Source organism: Paenibacillus sp. FW126-R14 (assembly GCF_058789495.1).
This window is the reverse complement of the sequence record NZ_JBYTBS010000012.1, coordinates 18,462-32,846: the sequence shown is the minus strand read 5'-3', so window position 1 is coordinate 32,846 and position 14,385 is coordinate 18,462. Positions and strand designations below refer to the sequence as shown.

At 52.2% G+C, this 14,385-nt stretch carries 14 protein-coding genes; 7 read left to right on the top strand and 7 right to left on the bottom strand.

Annotated features, from left to right (window positions below; genetic code table 11):
* Window positions 1–35 precede the first annotated feature (35 nt).
* Window positions 36–812 (bottom strand): hypothetical protein, encoded by a 777-nt coding sequence (locus AC3WRW_RS10900; RefSeq protein ID WP_492546340.1) that lies wholly within the window; start codon window positions 810–812, stop codon window positions 36–38.
* Window positions 813–1,031: 219 nt separating this feature from the next.
* Between AC3WRW_RS10900 and AC3WRW_RS10895 the strand changes: the two genes are divergently transcribed.
* Window positions 1,032–1,328, top strand: a complete 297-nt coding sequence (locus tag AC3WRW_RS10895; RefSeq protein WP_492546339.1) for a Rieske (2Fe-2S) protein — start codon at window positions 1,032–1,034, stop codon at window positions 1,326–1,328.
* Between the two features lie 72 nt (window positions 1,329–1,400).
* On the opposite strand, the gene AC3WRW_RS10890 is transcribed toward AC3WRW_RS10895, so the two are convergent.
* The 3 genes from AC3WRW_RS10890 to AC3WRW_RS10880 all read right to left on the bottom strand — a co-directional run bounded on the left by AC3WRW_RS10890 (window position 1,401) and on the right by AC3WRW_RS10880 (window position 3,249).
* The gene (locus AC3WRW_RS10890) at window positions 1,401–1,742 is read right to left on the bottom strand and encodes a YrdB family protein (RefSeq protein WP_492546338.1); all 342 of its coding nucleotides are present in this window, start codon (window positions 1,740–1,742) and stop codon (window positions 1,401–1,403) included.
* Window positions 1,743–1,880: 138 nt separating this feature from the next.
* Window positions 1,881–2,720 (bottom strand): SDR family oxidoreductase, encoded by an 840-nt coding sequence (locus tag AC3WRW_RS10885; protein ID WP_492546337.1) that lies wholly within the window; start codon window positions 2,718–2,720, stop codon window positions 1,881–1,883.
* A 118-nt stretch (window positions 2,721–2,838) separates the two neighbouring features.
* Entirely contained in the window at window positions 2,839–3,249 is a 411-nt protein-coding gene (locus tag AC3WRW_RS10880; RefSeq protein ID WP_492546336.1) for a MarR family winged helix-turn-helix transcriptional regulator, read from the bottom strand.
* 249 nt (window positions 3,250–3,498) lie between these two features.
* Here AC3WRW_RS10880 and AC3WRW_RS10875 point away from each other — a divergent pair, with 249 nt between their 5' ends.
* The 4 genes from AC3WRW_RS10875 to AC3WRW_RS10860 all read left to right on the top strand — a co-directional run bounded on the left by AC3WRW_RS10875 (window position 3,499) and on the right by AC3WRW_RS10860 (window position 7,759).
* Window positions 3,499–5,757, top strand: coding sequence for a sensor histidine kinase (locus tag AC3WRW_RS10875; RefSeq protein ID WP_492546335.1), 2,259 nt, complete (start codon window positions 3,499–3,501; stop codon window positions 5,755–5,757).
* Window positions 5,726–6,421 carry a response regulator transcription factor gene (locus AC3WRW_RS10870; protein WP_492546334.1) on the top strand — a complete coding sequence of 232 codons (696 nt, stop codon included), beginning with the start codon at window positions 5,726–5,728 and terminating at the stop codon, window positions 6,419–6,421. The genes AC3WRW_RS10875 and AC3WRW_RS10870 overlap by 32 nt, the downstream gene beginning before the upstream one ends.
* Window positions 6,422–7,151: 730 nt before the next feature.
* Window positions 7,152–7,475: a hypothetical protein gene (locus tag AC3WRW_RS10865; protein WP_492546333.1), complete on the top strand. Its 324-nt coding sequence runs from the start codon at window positions 7,152–7,154 to the stop codon at window positions 7,473–7,475.
* 44 nt (window positions 7,476–7,519) lie between these two features.
* The gene (locus AC3WRW_RS10860) at window positions 7,520–7,759 is read left to right on the top strand and encodes a hypothetical protein (RefSeq protein WP_492546332.1); all 240 of its coding nucleotides are present in this window, start codon (window positions 7,520–7,522) and stop codon (window positions 7,757–7,759) included.
* Window positions 7,760–8,030: 271 nt separating this feature from the next.
* On the opposite strand, the gene AC3WRW_RS10855 is transcribed toward AC3WRW_RS10860, so the two are convergent.
* The 3 genes from AC3WRW_RS10855 to AC3WRW_RS10845 form a co-directional block, all read right to left on the bottom strand.
* Window positions 8,031–9,227 (bottom strand): beta-propeller fold lactonase family protein, encoded by a 1,197-nt coding sequence (locus AC3WRW_RS10855; protein ID WP_492546331.1) that lies wholly within the window; start codon window positions 9,225–9,227, stop codon window positions 8,031–8,033.
* 81 nt (window positions 9,228–9,308) lie between these two features.
* Complete coding sequence (locus AC3WRW_RS10850; RefSeq protein ID WP_492546330.1) at window positions 9,309–10,784, bottom strand: S-layer homology domain-containing protein; 1,476 nt, start codon at window positions 10,782–10,784, stop codon at window positions 9,309–9,311.
* 278 nt (window positions 10,785–11,062) lie between these two features.
* Window positions 11,063–11,665, bottom strand: a complete 603-nt coding sequence (locus AC3WRW_RS10845) for a biotin transporter BioY (RefSeq protein WP_492546329.1) — start codon at window positions 11,663–11,665, stop codon at window positions 11,063–11,065.
* Window positions 11,666–11,789: 124 nt separating this feature from the next.
* On the opposite strand from AC3WRW_RS10845, the gene AC3WRW_RS10840 reads away from it, so the two are divergent.
* Window positions 11,790–12,626, top strand: coding sequence for an ATP-binding cassette domain-containing protein (locus tag AC3WRW_RS10840; protein ID WP_492546328.1), 837 nt, complete (start codon window positions 11,790–11,792; stop codon window positions 12,624–12,626).
* Window positions 12,617–14,287, top strand: coding sequence for an ATP-binding cassette domain-containing protein (locus AC3WRW_RS10835; protein WP_492546327.1), 1,671 nt, complete (start codon window positions 12,617–12,619; stop codon window positions 14,285–14,287). The genes AC3WRW_RS10840 and AC3WRW_RS10835 overlap by 10 nt, the downstream gene beginning before the upstream one ends.
* The last annotated feature ends 98 nt before the right edge of the window (window positions 14,288–14,385 follow it).

Below are 14,385 nucleotides of genomic sequence, written 5' to 3'. Positions count from 1 at the left end.
CACCGGAAAGTGCAGATTTCTTTTATCTATATGAACTATTTGGCTTCTTCTACTTTTTCCATTGCTTTTTGATCGTCGGCTTTGGCCGCGTGTTCTTTCATTGTTTTCGCGATAGTGCGCAGCGATTCTGTTTCCTTTTTGTAGTCGGCAAGCAGCTCAGGCAGCAAGCTTTGAATTGCGGATGCATCGTCGGCTTCAACGGCTTCCGCAAGCTTTTGCTGGCGTTTGGATGCTTCGGACGGCTCCGCTTTCATTATATCACCAGAGATAGCTGCCTCAAGTGGAAGTGCTTGGATGGTGGCTGTAGCCGTCGCATCATCTTTGATAATGGTCATTGTCCGTAGTTCTTTGCCTGGGACCCCTTGAGTTCCTTCTCCAGCAGGTAGAGCGGGAGCAGACTCAAGATTGAACGATTTTGTTTCGGAACCGCTTGGTGAGACTGGCGGAACAGCAACTGTGCCTTTAATCAACGTTCTCGTGGTAAAAGCAGGCTTCGGCATCTCGTTCTCGGCTTGCTTGCGATCCTCTAAGGCTTGCTTCCATTCGTTCAAGCTCTCAGGAGCATAGGTGCTGACCAGCAGTTTCAAGTAGTTCCGCTCATGAGCAGGCTGCAGCAGGAGACCTGAGCTTGTGCGCAGTTGAACCGCACTGACTGCCGTCACCGGCGCGGCTGATGTTACCGCGATTGTTGGTTTGGCCTCTGATGACGTAGCGTCAGCCGCAGAAGCGCCTCCGACAGCTCCGAATGCCATTGTAACCATGAAAGCTAGCAGACTAGCTTGACTTGCGCGACGTTTCCATTGTGTTTTCATTTTAGAAAACTCCTCTCAATTTAGGTTATGTAGGTGAGTGTCTCTCCCTTACAACTTAACTTTACCCCAAGAATATGGACATCTTATCGCAACATTGTGGGAAATTATGTGTAAAAGAATCCGATTGGAATTCGTCCAATGAAAACCGGGGCACCTAAATGAAATGGCGAAAATGTAGTACACTGTATGCTGGAACATAAGGGAACAGGGGGTGTCAACATGAAAGAAGTTCTGTTAGGGCTGGAGGAAAGCTTCACTAAGCTGCCCGCAGAAATCGTATTCGAGAAGAATTTGTATTGGCTAATTCAAGCGGAGGACGGGGCTGCGTACCGGCTCGTTTCAAGCAGATGCCCGCATGCCGGCGCGATTGTGGAGGCTGAAAAAGGGGAGTTCGTGTGCCCGATGCACGGCTGGACCTTTGATTTGCACTCGGGAGCTTGCCTCAACGTGCCGACAAAAAGCCTAATCGGCTATGACGTTGTGGTCAAAGACGGCCAGCTTTTTGCTCACTTGTAAAAAAGAAAAGGACCTGCCTTTATCCGGGGAACGGATGAAGAGGGTCCTTTTTTCAATAAGGCCAGGGCGCATCTATTGATGCCAGAGGTAGAGAAGCGTGCGATTAACGATATAAATCAACGCAAATGCAACAGCAAGAGAAGTCTTGCCGGCTGAGTAAAGGGCGATGATGGCGATGGCGAAGACGGCGAGCTCAAGGATAAAGGGCAAGGGCTGAGCCATGGGAATGGAAGCTTTGGGAGACAGAAACAGGCCCCAAATGACCGCGGCAGCAAGCGGTGTGCCAATGCCCAGAACAATTTTGAGCAGCATGCTTTTATCACCGTGAAAACCCCAGTAGCCCAGGGAAGCAAGGAGGCAGAGCTCCAACAGAAACCGTATGCCCAGGTTGGCAGCTTGCAGTACATTCATCATAAGATAACATCCTCCGTTTTCGTAAGCTAACTATAATAGTATAATAACTAATAACATTAGTTTATGCAAGAAAGATTTTACACAGCACAAAAAAAGACCTGCCCGTCAATCCAACGCTGGATTCGGGGCCGGTCCTACTTATAAATTCAAGTGAAGCTTACGTGTGTTCAGCATACCTTCCAGACCGGTAGGGTCCTGACTTACTTTGTATTGCACAAACGCTTCCGCGGATTCCGACGTACGGATACGGAGCGGTTTGGGGTCCATATCCATGAGCTTCATCATGACTTCAGCGACTGACTCCGACGTTTGGGGCACGGAATTTCGCTTGGAGAAGGCGTCTAAATACTGGGTGATGATCGGTTTATATTCATCCTCCAGGATGCCTCCGGTTTTTTGTACATGTGATAGGACGGTTTGGTTAAAATTAGTTGCGATCGCTCCGGGCTCAAGCAGCGTGACATCGATATTGAACGTTGGCTTGTAGTAGGTGGCCAGGCTTTCCAACAAGCCTTCCACGGCGAATTTTGCCGCACAGTAGATTTCATTGAAGGGCTGCCCGACCAAGCCTCCGACACTGGTTGTCGCAACCAAATGCCCGGCATCCGACTTGCGTAAAAGCGGCAGTCCCGCCCGGATCGTATGCATAACCCCATACACATTCGTATCGAAAACGTTATGAATCTCATCCATCGTTGCTTGGCCTAAAGCTCTTAGGAAGCCAAAGCCGGCATTGCAGAACAGAACATCGAGGCGGCCGTGGCTGCTGTCGATTGCGGCAAAAGCCTTTTCCAGCGACTCAGGGCTTGTTACTTCCATTTCCATAAAATGAAGATTTGCATGGTGCGCATGCAGCTCCCGGTCACGCTCCACATTGCGTGTTCCGGCGTAAACCGTCCATCCTGACTCGGCAAATTTCAGGGCGGTAGCCAAGCCGATGCCGGAGGAAGCGCCAGTAATTGCGATAATTTTACTCATCTTTCACCACTCCAAATGTTAATGTTATAAACTGTTTAATATCTATACAGTATAAGGAATTAACCAAATAGTCAAGTCATTAAAAAAATCCCAACGCAAACCGGTCGGGATCTTTGAATTATAGCGGCAGTTTCTCCAGAAGCTGCTTAAGCTGCGCAAGCTCCTCTTCGTTATAGGGCGTGAAGAGCTGTTCGATTTTGTTATTATACGCCTGCAGGATGTCGTTTATGAGCGTATTTCCTTTGTCCGTTAATTGAATCAGAAGGCTTCTGCGGCTGGTCGGATGAGGCTTGCGAATAACAAGCTCCTGCTCTTCGAGCTTATCCAGCAGCTGGGTAATCGCTCCGCGGGTCAGACCGAATTCGTTCGCAATATCCACGGCGATGCAGTCCGGATGCTTGCGAAGAAATTCCAAGGCATACATCATGACCGGAGAAATGTGAAAAGGGGGAAGCACCTGCGTCAAATAAGAAGAGAGGGCATTCTTAATTTCGCGAAATTTATATGTGATGATGAGATCGTTGTCCATAGGATAGCCGCCCTTTTTGTTTAGTTTCTATACATTATAGCAAGGGTAGATCAGGGATCCAAGTCTTTCCGAGGCAAAAAAAGAGACCCACAGCAACGGGCTGTGAGTCTTAAGTCTATATATTTTAAAGGGGGGTTGAGACTTATTATAGGCCTAGTTCATTAAAAGCAGATGAAAATCATATTTCATTTTCATTACATTTTTGCTAGTGATAAAATAAAAGCATCAACGCAGAGCGGAGGAACGCTTTTGAAGCAATATTCGATGCGATCGCATTTGACGGTCACTTTCGCGATTATGGCGATGATTCCGATCCTGATTCTCGGCACCTTTCAGGTTTCCCAAATTACGCATATTACCCAGGAGTCCAATCGGAATCAGCAGATGACGACTTACCGGCTTGGCGATGCCGTGCAGGATTATATGTACTACCACCGCAATGCCGTCGAAACGCTGGCAGCCACGATTACCGCCTCGGATGCGGCCTTTCGGACGCCAGAGAGCTTGAAGTTGAAGCTGCAATCCTTGCAGCAAAATTTGGCGGGCTTCACAGGTATTTATGTTGTCGACCCCAATGGCTTCATCAAAGCCGCGCATACCACAGCGAATGATTCGCTGATAGGCGCCGACGTGAAGGACCGGGATTACACCAAGCGGGTGCAAGCCGCGCAAAACACCATCATTTCCTCGCTCTTTCGCGGACCGGAGGGGCAGAATCTGCCTTCTGTCGCTATTGCTGTGCCGATCTATAAAGGGAATAAGCAGTGGGATGGCTTCGTACTGGCCGTTCTGGAGCTTGCGCCGATCAAGGAGCTCGTAACGAAATACGACTACGGGAAAGAAGCGTATCCTGTGGTGCTGGATCATGCGGGCAAGCCTGTTTATCATCCGAACGGGACGTTGACCGAATCGTTGGCGGATTTATCGAAGGAGCCTGTCGTTGCAGATGCACGGGCTCAGCGTCAGGGCGAAGGGACCTATGTGCTAAGCAACTCTGCTCAAAAAGAGCTCATCACCTACAAGGTCATTCCCGAAATCGATTGGATTGTATGGGTGAGCAAGTCCAAAGCAGCAGTCAATGCCGCTTTCACCGAATCGCTGAGCATTACCATTTTGCTATTAGTAGTGACGCTCTTTTTGACGGTACTGCTCGGCAGTTTTTTGGCCAAAAGATTGAACGGAACCATTCACGCCCTAGTCGGATACACGCAGCGGCTGGCTGGAGGCACTTTCGTAGAGCCGGACAGCGGGGTCGTTCCAAAAGGGGCGCCGCTGGAGCTGCAATTGCTGGCGGACCATTTTTTCAAGATGGCGGAGCAGATCAAAGAGAATCAAGACGCCCTGCTGCAGTTGAACAGCGAGCTGGAGGATCGCGTCGAGGAGAGAACCCAGCGGCTGCAGGACGAGCATGCGACTTTGAACGCGGTGCTGGAGAGCATGTCCGACGCCGTCGTTTTGATCGATATGGAGCATCATGTTGTGTATGCCAATCACCGGATGGCGGAGATTTTCGCTATTCCGATGTCTGAACTGGCTATTATGCAGGAAGCTGCCTTGTTTGACCGCATTGCGCTGCTGCTTCCTGAACGTCAGGATGAACTGGAAAAGCTGGAGAAGCTGACAGCGGAGCCGAGAGTGCAAGGCGCATTTACCGTGAAAACCGGCCAAGGCAAAGAGCGCTTTATGATGGTATCGGCTTTCCAGGTGGCCAGAGAAGGGCGGGTTTTTGGCCGCGGCTACGTCTGGCGCGATATGACGAAGGAGCATGAAATCGACGCTTTAAAAAATGATCTGATCTCACTGGCCTCCCATGAGTTCAAAACGCCCATCACCGGCATTCGCGGCAGCGTCGAAACGCTCCTGCGCGTCGATGCGCAGTGGGAAGAAAGCTTTAAGCGGGAGCTGCTGGAGGGGATTCACGAGGATATCGGCCGCATTCAGGATCTGATTGACGACTGGCTCGATATTTCCAAAATCGATTCCGGCGCGATGCGGATCAACCCGCAGCCGCTGCGTGTGGAAGCCGTCGTCCAGAGCGCCATGCGAAGACTTCCGCAGCAAGCAAATGATGGGCATACCCAATTCGAGGTGCTAGTGGCGGAGGATACGCCGCTGATTTATGCCGATAAACTGCGGATGGAGCAGGTGCTCGTGAACTTGTTCACGAATGCTGTCCGCTATAATACGCGGCATCCCATTATTCGGATTGCAGCTTATGCCAACGAGCGTTACGTGAAACTGGACGTGCAGGATAATGGCATCGGCATCGCCGCGGAGCATGTGGACAAATTATTTGACCGGTTCTACCGGGTGGATGTCTCATCAAGCCGTCAAACCGGAGGCACAGGGCTGGGCCTGGCGATATGCAAAGGAATTATGCAGGCGCACGGGGGAGAGATTCACGTGGAAAGCAGGCTCGGCGAGGGAAGCACGTTTACCCTCTTCATACCGAGGTACTTAGGGGAGGAAAACGGAAATGAACAAGAAAAAAATCATGATCGTCGATGACGAGCCGAAAATCGTGCGTTTCGTCGCCGCGAATCTCAAATCCTTGGATTTTGAAACCTTGACCTGCCAGAGCGGGGCGGAGGCGCTCCAGAAGGCGGAGGAGTTCGATCCGGACTTGATTCTCCTTGATCTGATGATGCCGGGCATGGACGGATTCGATGTGCTAAAAAGGCTGCGCTCCTACTCCAGCGTGCCGGTCATTATGCTGACCGCGAGGAGCAACGGAGCCGATAAAGTGCAGGGGCTCAACCTTGGAGCTGACGACTATTTGACGAAGCCGTTCTCATTGGACGAGCTTTTTGCCCGGGTGAACGCCGTGCTGCGCCGCATGGATGGCCGCATGGCGCCCTCCGTCACTACGAGCGAGATTACGCTCGGCCCGGTGACGGCGAACCTCGCCCAGCGCCGCATCTGGCTGGGCGACACCGAGGTCAAGTTCACGGAGACCGAGTATAATTTGTTTGCGCTGCTTGTGCAGCATGCAGGGAAAGTCATGACCCACGAGCAGCTGCTCAGCGAGGTTTGGGGAAGCGAGTACCGCGATGAAGTCGAGTACCTGCGCGTTACCATCGCCCGCATCCGGCAGAAGATCAAAAGCGCTGCCGAGGGCATCGAGCTCATTGTCACCTACCCAGGGGTAGGTTATATGGCGAAGCATGAGTGAGCGCAAAAATCCCCCTTGTCTGATTTCAGATGAGGGGGATTTTGGTTTGGGAGCGCTGAAAGGGCCGTCTCGGGAGAGAAAATGGGTGTGTATAGCACAGAAGTCGGCCGAGAGGGCCTAAAAAGCCGCCTCAGGGTGTGAAAAGTAGCTAAATGCCGCCGAGAGAGCCGAAAAGGCCGTCTCAGGAGAGAAAATGGGTGTGTTTCGCACAAAAGTCCGCCGAGAGCGCCGAAAAAGCCGTTTCAGGGTGTGAAAAGTAGCTAAATGCAGCTGAGAGAGCCGAAAAGGCCGTCTCAGGAGAGAAAACTGGTGTGTTTCGCACAAAAGTCCAGCCGAGAGCGCCGAAAAAGCCGTCTCAGCGTGTGGAAAGTAGCTAAATGCAGTTGAGAGAGCCGAAAGGGCCGTCTCGGGGGTGAAAAACTAGTGTGCATAGCACAAAAGTTGGACGAGAGCGCCGAAAAAGCCGTCTCAGGGTGTGAAAAGTAGCTAAATGCAGTCGAGAGAGCCGAAAAGGCCGTCTCGGGGGTGGAAAACTGGTGTGCATAGCACAAAAGTCGGCCGAGAGCGCCGAAAAAGCCGTCTCGGGAGAGAAAATGGGTGTAGTCTTTGAAATCACAGAAAGTGAGAAGTATCTGTAATTTCCAATTTAACCATTATTTTTGTAAATTTTGTTTTCGACTCCTGCAACATTGATATATAATCTATTTAAAGTCAAGAAAGGAGATGGGCGATGATAGATAAATATACGAAAGTAATGTTAGCAGGAATACTCTGTTGTCTTATTGCAATTGCTATTAAACCGCAACCTGTGTTTAAATTACAAACTCCTTCAACGAATCCCCCTGCAGAAATAAGAATGAATGCCCCTACATTCATTCAAATTGCTCCCAATACGATTGGTATAAAAGATTCAGGAAGTGCGACTGGAAATTCCGAGCAATTGCTCTTGTTCGAATATGAAAATACCACCAAAACTTTTAAATATGTTAATACATTTAATTATGCTGACTATATAAATCATCCGGAAAAGTATGGCATCCCCAAGAAACAGTAAATCCGTTAGTAATGAAAAAAACGCCTAAACTGGGAGGATCAGTGATGTATATGAGGAATAATCTTAAAATGTTTGTTGTTACTAATCCTATAGGACAAAACCTCCGTGTTTCGATTGGGGCCAAGCCTTTGCATGGGGCCACAGAGCGCATTATAGATCCTACTGGTATATTGACTGCATTGCGCCATCCTAGAGAGTTTGGTCTTAATGCTGAGGAGCAAGTTGCATTCTCTGAGTATAAGCGTAGGATTGAATCTGGTGAGATTGTTATAGAATATCCTTAAGTAGCTCGTCCATGCGGCGGGCTTTTTTTATTGTTTCGTTTCGTTGATCCTTCGGACCGACCACGCAACGGAAGCCCAACAGCTTTGGTTCCACTAGGCTATAGTTCAATGAAAAACACGGGATCTGCGCCTGTGGCACCACCCGTGTTTTTATTATCTTGTACCGCTCCAGTGAGATTTTGAAGCAATTCATTGCTGTCGGTCCTTTTAAGCATTTCCTTGCCAAAGTGGTAAAGAGATGCTTCAAGCTCAGTCAGCCTCCCAAAGTCAATCATTCCAAAAGTAGCTGCACATCCAGCGCATAATCCGGTACCTCGAAGTCGCGGACGGCTCCGGAAGCCAGGTCGACGACGCTCATCCCGTTCCAGCCTGTATCAGCGTAAGTGACTCCGCCAGTGAGGTATGCGTAGCGTCCGTCAGCGCTGGTGGCGACCATTTGGTGCATACGCTCAAGCGGGATGATCTGCTCGGCATACGTGTTGACGTCAAGCACGGTTAAATTTGGCTTGCCGCTAGCGCTTCCTGCGGCACCGTTGCCGATGACGAGCAGCTGCTTGCCGTCAGGCGTAAGTGTCACGCCCTCCTGATGCGTATTGCCCGTCAACGGTTTCGTCTCGTACTTGCCGCTGACAGGGTCGAGCACGACCAGACCGCGTCCCTGATAGGGCAAGAGCAGGCGGCCGTCAGCGCGAACCGCGGCATAGTGCGGCTTCTCGAAGCCGCCTTTGCCGAAGGGAGCAGCCTCAAATGTGCGTGCCTTGAGCTGCACAGGATCGACAGCCGTCACGGAGTAGGAGTCGTGATCGATGCTGTAAACCTCGCGGCCGTCGAGGCTGGTCACGACATCGAACGGCCGGACGCCTACGGCGACGCTTCCTGTCATGGCCAGCTTCTCCGCATCGAGGATCTCCAGCTGGCTCTTCGTACCGCTTCCGCCACGGCCAGTCAAATAAACGCCGACATAGACGGATTTGCCGTCAGGAGCGACGGCAATCCCCATTCCGCCGGGGCGGTATTCGCCAAACTGGGGCTTGCCGATAACGTCGGCGGCTCTATATGGCACAAGAGCTAGCCGTTTACGCTGCTGCGTATCCACAACAGCAACACCCTCAGCGGTGGATACATAAGCGCGATGGTTAGGCCCTACGGCAATGGCAAAAGGCGCTTTGCCAACTGTCAGTTTGCTGAATCGTCCCGTAACTGGATCCAGGAAAGACATATAATCACTTTTGGAATGAGTAACAAGCAGAGTCGTTGCCTCTCCCGATACAGGTGCAGGTGCAGGAGAAGGCGAAGGCACTGCAGCATCCGGTGTTGGGGCTGCGCTGGCAATAGGTGCAGCCGACGGAGCTGTCGACGGAGCAGCCGAAGGGGCAGAGCTAGCTGGCACCACAGGCTGCGAGCTGCAGCCGACCAGCACAATGAGCAGAGTCAACATAGCGAATAGCGCTCTATTTTTGAACAACATAAAAAATCACCTCGTCACCAAAGGATGAAAAGGAGCACCTCATCCATTCAAGGCACTCCTTTTCTTACATAAGCAAGCTTATTATTTTGCGGCAGTCAAGCTAACGCCTGAAGCCGTAGCCCAGCCGCCCACCGGAGCGACCGAGTAAGTCATACCCGGCACAAGCTGACCGTTATTCAGCAAGCCGAAAGTACCTGCTGCGCCTTTACGCGAACTCAGCGTGTATTCAGCTGTCAGAACAGTGCCGTCAGTTCCTGTCAATGTAACACGGCGTGAAACGAAAATTTCATCCTTAGGATCTTGGGAAAGGGTCACGTTAATAGTCTTTGCATCTACAGCAGAAGCGGATTGAATCGTTAGCGGTGCGATATCTTTGGCTGTAAATGTAGCATTTTTCAAAGTAGCCCAGTCCGCAGAAACCGTGTAAGTCACACCCGGCTTGAACGTTTCACCGTTAGGCAAAAGGAATTTAGGCGCTTGGCGACCGTCGGTAGCTTGGGTGAACAGTAAATATTTTGCGGTCATCGATGTACCGCCTTCAGGGGTAATTTGCACCTCACGGTTGCGCATAGAAGAAAGGATTTGATATGCAGTACCGTTGTAGTTATTGTTCTCATCTACGATAAAGGAGCCTGGGCGGCTTTTGGCGTATGCTGCAATGACATAACCGTAATCCGCAACGCCGTCAGCCAAGTGGGATTCGACCTCAAAAGAATCGTTAGAAATTTGGTGCGTGGATGCCAAAGCAATTTTCTCTGTGCCCGCTGTGAACGTACCGGCTGGTTTGCCTTTGTAAGTTAAGGTGTAAGTTGTCCCAGGTTTTTGTGTTGGCACTGGAATAATGTAGGTCGAAGCGGCGCCTGTTTTTAACCGTGGAACGTTGCTGATCGCCAAGCCATTGTCAAAAACAAAGTTTTTGGACGCGGGTTCAAGCTCTAAATCTGCAGCCGGTATCGGTGCCGAGAAGGTGACTTGCAGCGTGATGGCGTTCAAAGCCTCCAGCTTCGTCACGTGAATAGGAGCTAACTGCTGCGCTTCGAAAATGAGAAGAGCGGCCTGACCGCGCGTCACCGGGGAGTTAGTTAACGATGCGTAACTTGGCAATTGTTTTACAGCGGCTGCCTCCACTTGCAGTGCCTTTGCAATAACGTCTGCCAACTGCTCGGATGAGATCGTACGGCTGCCTTGGAATTGCCCGTCCGTACCAGACATAGCTCCCACAGACTCAAGGGCTGCGGCATACGAGTAGAACCAATCCGCTTTGGTTACATCGACAAAAGAAGTTGTTGCCGCTGTATCCACATTGACGTGCAGAGCGAGTGCGGCCATTTTGGAGATTTCTGCGCGTGTTGCAGCCTGATTGGGAAGGAAGCTATGATCCCCATAGCCGGAAAGTACCTGCTGCTGGGCTAATTGTTCAATAGCCGTTTGCACTTGAGAGGAGCTTGCGGCATCGGCGAAAGGATTCGCGGCGAAGGCATTGAAAGGCAGAATCGCGGACATGCCTACGGTTGCTGTAATAGTCAAAGCGGCTAGTGCTTTTTTGTTGTTTTTCATGGATAACACTCCTATTCGATATAATGGGGCTGCATGGGATAAAAGCATTTCATCCTGCAGCTTGCTTCGTACTGTCGGTTACAAGAACAAGCTTACACGCCAGAGCATTACAATCGAATAAAAAAACAGACCTGGGCATTACAAAAACGTAAAAATCGCCTTGGAAGCGAGAGTGAGTGAATGGACAAACGGCCTTACAAGCAAAAAAAGCCTTACCGCTCAAGTAATGAGCAATAAGGCTAAATAATTCACGCTATACTATACTACATTACATTACATTACATATGGGCATCCGTACGCTGCACAACGCTGTGCGAAGACGAACCTGTAAGCCGCGCAGGAGAAAATACTTGGCGAACCGGCACAATGATCAGTACGGCAACCACAGCTTTGAGCGCATCGCCCAAGAGGAACGGGTAACAAGCGGCAGTCATCGCTTTTGCAAACGTGTAAGCTGGCACTTTGTACATCAACCACGGAACCCCGGCAAGATATTGGATCAGGGAACCGAAAATCTCAATAACGAGAAAAGCTGCAATATAGCCCATGATGCCATTCACGCGAATACGCGGTAAAATTAGACCGATCAGCATAGCACAGAACGGCCAGATCATAATAAAGCCGCCTGTAGGTCCCAGCACGACGCCTAAACCGCCATTCCCGTGAAGCAGCGGAAAGCCGATAGCCGTCAGGATGACAACCAGGGCCATACTTAAGAAGCCATAACGTGCGCCAAGCAAGCCGCCGGCGAGCATAACCGCTAACGTTTGCAAGGTAATAGGCACAGGTGTAAAAGGCAGTGAAATCTGAGCAAAGCTGAATAACACAAGAATAGCTGCAAAAAGGGCACTGAAAACAACGCCGCGCAGAGTGAGTTTCATATTGTTGATCGCTCCTGTTTCTGTTATTGTTTATGTATTGTCAACTTCATCAAAAATAGAAGGTTAACAATTGACCAATCAGATCATAGCACATCTTTTGTGAAAGTGGAAGGACATTTTAGATATGGGAAATCGAGAAATTGTGGCTTCTTTGCAGAAAGCCTCCGTTGTCTATCGAACACAATCGGAAGAAGGCCGGCAGGTATGGTCGGACGTTTCTTTAGATATTTATAAAGGCGAATGGCTGGTCGTCATCGGCCCGAACGGCAGCGGCAAAAGCACCTTAGCCAGCACCTTGCTGGGCTTAAGTCCGCTCTCAAGCGGGGAAATGGTGCGCAATGAGCAGGAGCAATTCAGAGGCGTGCTGCAGCTGCCGGATGCCCAGTTCGTGGGTGAAACAATTCAGGAGGAGCTTGATTACCTGCCGGGTTCGCAGGAGTTAACACAGGAAGAGCGTCAGGCTTGGTATCGTCAAATTCTTTCGGCGGTGGGCTTGTCGCTCCCGCTCGAACGGACGCTCTCTACTCTATCTGGGGGGCAGAAGCAGCTGGTCAATCTGGCGGCAGCCCTCGCGGCGGAGCCTGAACTTTTAGTGCTGGACGAACCGACGGCCATGCTGGACCCCGCAGCAAGACAAGAAGTTCGTCAAGCGGTGCGCCAAGCCCATCAGCGCGGAACGACCATCGTGTGGATCACTCACCGGCTGGAAGAAGTGGCGGATGCGACGCGCGTCATTGGATTTGGCGACGGACGGATTACGTTTGACGGAGAGCCGAGGGGGTTCTTTTATGGGGAGACCGAAGAGAAAATGCTTGAGAAAACACCTTGTTCCGAGTTAGGGCTGGATTCCCCCTATGTGGTCAAAACAGCGTTCGGCTTGCTTCAGCAAGGTGTCAAGCTTCGTCTGCTCCCTTTGGATATGGATGAACTGGGCGAGGCGGTGGCATCGTCATGCCGATAACCCTGCAAAATATTCAAGTAAATGCTCCGGATGACGCCAACCATCATCTGCTGAAAGATATTAGTCTCGAGCTTCCGGATGGTTCTGTTACGGTATTAATCGGGCATACGGGTTCGGGAAAATCTACGCTTCTCCAGGTGATGGCAGGCATTATGGAACCAGCCGCAGGAGCAATAGCACTCGACGGACAACCATTGTGGCATAAAAGGAAGGTGGACCAAGCCAGTCTCCTGCGTCTGGGCTTGATCTTCCAATTCCCGGAGCAGCAGCTGTTCGCCGGCAGCATCCGCGGGGAATTCGCCTACTCGCTGCGCCCTTACCGGCTCGCAGCGGACGAACGCGAGCACCGCATCCGCGCCGCTTGCGCCGATCTCGACCCCCATGGCGCCTTCGCCTTGGAGCGGTCGCCTTTTGCGCTTAGCGGCGGCGAGCAGCGCCGGCTCGCGCTGGCCACAACCTTCGCCACGGCGCCGGATTGGCTCCTCATGGATGAGCCAACCGCCGGCCTCGAGGCGGCGGCCGTCCGCGAATTGCTGCGCATGATTCGAGGGAGAGAGCGTGGCGGCTTCGTCATCGCCACGCATGACCTGGACACGTTTCTGCCGCTGGCAGACCGTGTCCTTGTGCTAGACCGCGGCGAGCTCGTCTTCGACGGCTCGCCGGAAGCGCTGTGCCGCGCGCCGGAGCTGCTCACGCGCGCGGGGGTCGGCCTCCCGAGCTGCGTGGAGGCCGCTCTGGTGCTGGCGCGCTATGGCATCGCCATCGCGCCGGATTTGCTTACGCCGGCGCTGGCTGTGCCGGCGATATGCGAGGCGCTGCGCGAGCGCGGCAGCGCCAGCCCCGAGCCGGCGCCGCAAGCGGCAGCGCCGGAGCCCGCTCGCGAGGCTCGCGCCACCGCCTCCGCGCCGCCGCAGGCCGCGTGGCTGGCGCTCGATCCGCGAGCGAAGTGGCTGCTCTACCTGCTGCTAGTCATCGGAACGATGCAGCAGCAGGGGTGGAGCGGCCTCGCGGCCTCGGCGCTGCTTCTGGGCCTGTCGTTCCTCGGCCTTCCGCGCTCCGCGGTTCGCGGCAGCTGGAAGATCGCCGTGCCATTTCTGATCTTCATGTTCATGTCGATCGTGCTGACCGGCTTGGAGTGGAAGGCGGGAGAAGGCGGACTCCCGTTGGGCTTCTCGCCGGAGAGAGGCTGGAGCGCGGCTTTCACGCTCACGCGTCTGTTTCTGATCCTGATGGCCGGCTACTGGCTAGCCGTGTCTACGTCTTATGGCCAGCTTGTGCAGGGGCTAAACTGGGCTTTAGCCTTTTTTCGCAAAATGAAGCTGCCGGTGGAGTCATTCGCTTTGGCCGTCTCGCTGCTGTTTCGCTTCATTCCGCTGATTTTGCGGGAGTGGCAGCGCTTCTCAGCGATTGTAAGGGCCAGAGGCAAAGCGGCGATCCGGCCCGGATTGGTGCGGATGAAGGATATTCCGGCGCTTGTGGTGCCTCTGCTGCTCGCCATGTTTCACAAAGCGGAGCAAATGACCGTAGCGATGGAAATGAAAAAAATCGACGGCAAGCACCAACTGCTGAAGAAAAGCACGTTAAGCTGGCAAGCCAAGGATACGCTGCTCGTGATTGTGAGCGTGGCGGCTTTTGGCCTGCTGGTGTATATGCGTAACTAATATGGGAGGGGCAGCTCATTATGGATGGGCTGCTTCTTTGTTTTGATGTCTGGCAGAAGGGAACAGAGGGAGCATCTTGAGCCGGGGAGTCCCGTATA

Excerpts from the sequence above, each read along its gene's own strand:
- AC3WRW_RS10900 (WP_492546340.1), bottom strand. The coding sequence starts at position 812 with ATGAAAACACAATGGAAACGTCGCGCAAGTCAAGCTAGTCTGCTAGCT.
- AC3WRW_RS10895 (WP_492546339.1), top strand. The coding sequence starts at position 1,032 with ATGAAAGAAGTTCTGTTAGGGCTGGAGGAAAGCTTCACTAAGCTGCCC.
- AC3WRW_RS10890 (WP_492546338.1), bottom strand. The coding sequence starts at position 1,742 with ATGATGAATGTACTGCAAGCTGCCAACCTGGGCATACGGTTTCTGTTG.
- AC3WRW_RS10885 (WP_492546337.1), bottom strand. The coding sequence starts at position 2,720 with ATGAGTAAAATTATCGCAATTACTGGCGCTTCCTCCGGCATCGGCTTG.
- AC3WRW_RS10880 (WP_492546336.1), bottom strand. The coding sequence starts at position 3,249 with ATGGACAACGATCTCATCATCACATATAAATTTCGCGAAATTAAGAAT.
- AC3WRW_RS10870 (WP_492546334.1), top strand. The coding sequence starts at position 5,726 with ATGAACAAGAAAAAAATCATGATCGTCGATGACGAGCCGAAAATCGTG.
- AC3WRW_RS10865 (WP_492546333.1), top strand. The coding sequence starts at position 7,152 with ATGATAGATAAATATACGAAAGTAATGTTAGCAGGAATACTCTGTTGT.
- AC3WRW_RS10860 (WP_492546332.1), top strand. The coding sequence starts at position 7,520 with ATGTATATGAGGAATAATCTTAAAATGTTTGTTGTTACTAATCCTATA.
- AC3WRW_RS10855 (WP_492546331.1), bottom strand. The coding sequence starts at position 9,227 with ATGTTGTTCAAAAATAGAGCGCTATTCGCTATGTTGACTCTGCTCATT.
- AC3WRW_RS10850 (WP_492546330.1), bottom strand. The coding sequence starts at position 10,784 with ATGAAAAACAACAAAAAAGCACTAGCCGCTTTGACTATTACAGCAACC.
- AC3WRW_RS10845 (WP_492546329.1), bottom strand. The coding sequence starts at position 11,665 with ATGAAACTCACTCTGCGCGGCGTTGTTTTCAGTGCCCTTTTTGCAGCT.
- AC3WRW_RS10840 (WP_492546328.1), top strand. The coding sequence starts at position 11,790 with ATGGGAAATCGAGAAATTGTGGCTTCTTTGCAGAAAGCCTCCGTTGTC.
- AC3WRW_RS10835 (WP_492546327.1), top strand. The coding sequence starts at position 12,617 with ATGCCGATAACCCTGCAAAATATTCAAGTAAATGCTCCGGATGACGCC.